We start from the raw sequence: 2,928 nt of genomic DNA, 5'->3' as shown, positions 1-2,928 counted from the left end.
CCGGGGCGGTACCGGTCCCCGTTCACAAACTCGCGGCGGTTGTCCGGCTGCGCCTTAAAAGCCATCTTTCCATCGCGACTATCGAGGAGCTGATCGTGGACGAAGCCGAGTGTCGCCATCTGCCCATGCTGTTCGAACTGCCGGGAACGGAAGCGGCTGTAGTTTCATCCGCTCTGGGTCGTGCGACTTGAAGGCTAGGCGATTTGGCATTGGGCTCGGCTAGAGGGAGCCCGCCGCGTCCGCCCGCACTGGGAACAGTCTATGACCAGCAGCAGCTCAATGAGTGGCATTGCCTATCCTGGCGACCTGATTTTGTTGAAGCAGGTCTTTGATCGTGTATGCGCCGAGGAAGGCATTCCAGTAGGAAGCGAGCAGGCGGAGCGCCTGAGCGTCAGCGCAATGGAACTCTTCTCGGAGGGCGAGTTCGAGGAGGCAGTTCTTTATGAACCCCTTCGACTTTATGCCCGATTGTAGCGCGGAAAGCCCCATGATCTCCCATCATCAGGAAATCCTGACGAGCGTTGTCGCTCGGTACGAAATCCTTGTGTCGATACAGGACAGGATCGTTGAACGCGACCGGCGCTTCGGTGAACCTGCCGAAACGGACGAAGCCGTTTTGAAGTGGCTGTTGGTCTCACTAGGGAAGGCCCGTATTGCCTTGGAGCGCGAGATCGGGCCGACGTTCAGTTTCCACTCTAATCGGTGGCCCGCCGCCCCGGAGGGATAGGCGACGGACCCCAAACAGTGGCTGCACCGAGACGGATCGACCGCTGCGAATGGTTAACCGGCGAAGGATTGCATTTGTTCCCGAATGCGTGTGGCGCTACGACTGTGTAGGCAGCCCGCTCTTCCCGCTCTAAGTGCTTAACCAGCGAGAGCAGGAGGTAGCTGAGGAGCCCTCGGTACGCTTTCGTATCGAATTGATCCTTAAGACTACGGTAGTATCATCAAACGCTTACAACCGGGGGGTTGGATGGGCTTTGCAAGGATCGATCCAGTGTTGCAGGAGGCAATTAATGCGGTCCTCAACAGGGCTGACTGGGAGGACACAATATCGATTTCTGTCGCGTTACGCCGGGTTCGGGAGGCGGCACCTCATTTGGTCGCGACAGACCAAGAGATAAGAGACGCCATAGTCGAAGTTGCCGATGCCCTTCGGCTGCCAGTAGCGGACAATGCCACGTAGTATGCACTGGCATTCCCGATGGCTCAGAAATCCATCTAACCAAAAAGGACCCAAGTGGAAGAAGGCTGTGCAGCTCTGCACGGAGGCATTGGCGGGCCGAGCGTCACCAGAAGAGGCACATATGGCCCTTCGAGGCTGCTAAGAAGGAGGATGCTACAGCCCTCTATTCCTCTATTTAGGGCTCGGTGTGCCCGATGTTCGGTCCCGCCTCCACATCGTGGCGCGTGCCCCTCATAGGAACATCGCCAAGGACGGATGAGCATCGCGTGCCGCAGCCTTCCGACTGATCCTTCGCGGCAATCGCCGTCACGACTAAACCGAATGCAAGCGAAATGGCGAGGGCGACACCCATTGGGAGATGATGCATGCCTGCCCGCCTACCGAGCGTTTCGAAGACGGTCGATAAACGTTTGGAGACAGTCCCATCACGGCCTCAAACATGCCCAACGAACCGTTGCGCGGCGTCATCCGTGAAGCCATTTGGGGAAGACGAAACCCTTTAGTCGCCCTACATTCCCCTCATGGAAACCCATTGGTTCGTCCCCCCGGTGTTCGTAAGGACTGAAGCCGGTGACAGGCATAGCTGCAACAATGCGAGGGCAGCCCTTGAGCAGCTAAAGACGTGGACCCGGAGAGGACCTCGCTGGCACAAGGCGGTGACCCTCTGCCTGTCGGCTGTGGAGGGCGATCCGATTGACTCTCACGTGATACGAACGGCATTTGAGGCTGCCGCTAAGGAGGCCAAAATGTATCTCTCCCCTGAGTAGTAGGTGTCATGGCTACCCATTGGTTCTCCCTCCGGTCCACGTCAAGACCGACCGTCCTGGGGTCACCTACGGGTGCAACAATGTCGAGGGTGCCGCAGAGGAACTCCTGAAGTGGACCAAGATGGGACCTAAGCGGAGGAAGGCGGTGCAAGTTTGCATCCACGCCGTCGAGGGACCGGGCGACCCGGGCCCGCAAGGCTTTCAAGGCTGCTGCCAAGGAGGAGGGGGTGCTGACGCAGAACAACTAGCACGCAGCTGGTCGGCCACCCCTACACCGGATTGGTGCTTTAGGGTGCCCAAACTGATCAGACAAATTCACTGATACTGCGGGTTCACCGGGCTTTGGGCGTGCCCCCTTCGGCCTACGACAGGGTTGATCCGCGTGAGGCGTGCGGGGCCAGATTCTCAATCGCCGACACCTGCAAGCCCGTAGGGCGGCCTACGTGATCGTTAACTATTTTCGGGACTCTCCGGCTCGAAAGGCGTAGCCTGCTTTGATCGGCGATAAACGTTAAGGGCATCGCTGGCTGAGAGCGAGCATCGCGCTCCCGCCCCAATTCGGGAGGGAGCCATGATGAGCAGCCCCAACACTTCAAAAATTGGCCTCGCCTACTCAGACCGTGACCGCGGGCAGCCAATTCATAGCCCAGAAACTGCGTATAGAAACGAACTGCTGCGGCGCATGTCTCCGGCCGACCTGCAATTGCTCAGCCCTCACCTTCACAGCAGCTTTCTGCCATTGAGGTCCCAGCTCGAAACCGCAAACGCCGCGATCGAGGCCGTCTACTTCTTTGAGACGGGGATCGGCTCGGTGGTGGCGAAACTCCGGCCGGAGGTCGACGCCGAAGTTGTAGTCATTGGTTTCGAGGGCATGACCGGCTCGGCGCTGATCATGGGCGGCGATCGCTCCCAGCATGATTGTTACATTCAGGTGGAGGCCGAGGTTGTCAGCATGGACGCCGAGCCATTCACAAA

Annotated in this window: 3 protein-coding genes and 2 pseudogenes; all 5 read left to right on the top strand. The window is 58.7% G+C overall.

Annotation, left to right across the window (positions count from 1 at the left end; translation table 11 throughout):
* Positions 1 to 191: pseudogene (locus tag E5W70_RS31695) on the top strand (hypothetical protein); the annotation flags it as partial.
* Positions 192 to 261: 70 nt separating this feature from the next.
* Positions 262 to 474 carry a hypothetical protein gene (locus E5W70_RS31690; RefSeq protein ID WP_292665212.1) on the top strand — a complete coding sequence of 71 codons (213 nt, stop codon included), beginning with the start codon at positions 262 to 264 and terminating at the stop codon, positions 472 to 474.
* Positions 443 to 727: a hypothetical protein gene (locus E5W70_RS31685; protein WP_292665210.1), complete on the top strand. Its 285-nt coding sequence runs from the start codon at positions 443 to 445 to the stop codon at positions 725 to 727. Before E5W70_RS31690 ends, E5W70_RS31685 begins: the two co-directional genes overlap by 32 nt.
* A 980-nt stretch (positions 728 to 1,707) precedes the next feature.
* Positions 1,708 to 1,953: a DUF982 domain-containing protein gene (locus E5W70_RS33275; RefSeq protein ID WP_366509776.1), complete on the top strand. Its 246-nt coding sequence runs from the start codon at positions 1,708 to 1,710 to the stop codon at positions 1,951 to 1,953.
* A gap of 571 nt (positions 1,954 to 2,524) precedes the next feature.
* Positions 2,525 to 2,928 (top strand): annotated as a pseudogene (locus E5W70_RS31680) (Crp/Fnr family transcriptional regulator); the annotation flags it as partial.

The sequence above is a fragment of the Mesorhizobium sp. genome (assembly GCF_005063415.1).
GTDB lineage: Bacteria > Pseudomonadota > Alphaproteobacteria > Rhizobiales > Rhizobiaceae > Mesorhizobium.
The sequence above is the reverse complement of the archived record's forward strand: the minus strand, read 5'-3'. Positions and strand labels throughout refer to the sequence as shown.

What these genes read in the sequence shown, in the direction of transcription:
- E5W70_RS33275 (WP_366509776.1), top strand. Translation starts at nt 1,708, where the DNA reads ATGGAAACCCATTGGTTCGTCCCCCCGGTGTTCGTAAGGACTGAAGCC.
- E5W70_RS31685 (WP_292665210.1), top strand. Translation starts at nt 443, where the DNA reads ATGAACCCCTTCGACTTTATGCCCGATTGTAGCGCGGAAAGCCCCATG.
- E5W70_RS31690 (WP_292665212.1), top strand. Translation starts at nt 262, where the DNA reads ATGACCAGCAGCAGCTCAATGAGTGGCATTGCCTATCCTGGCGACCTG.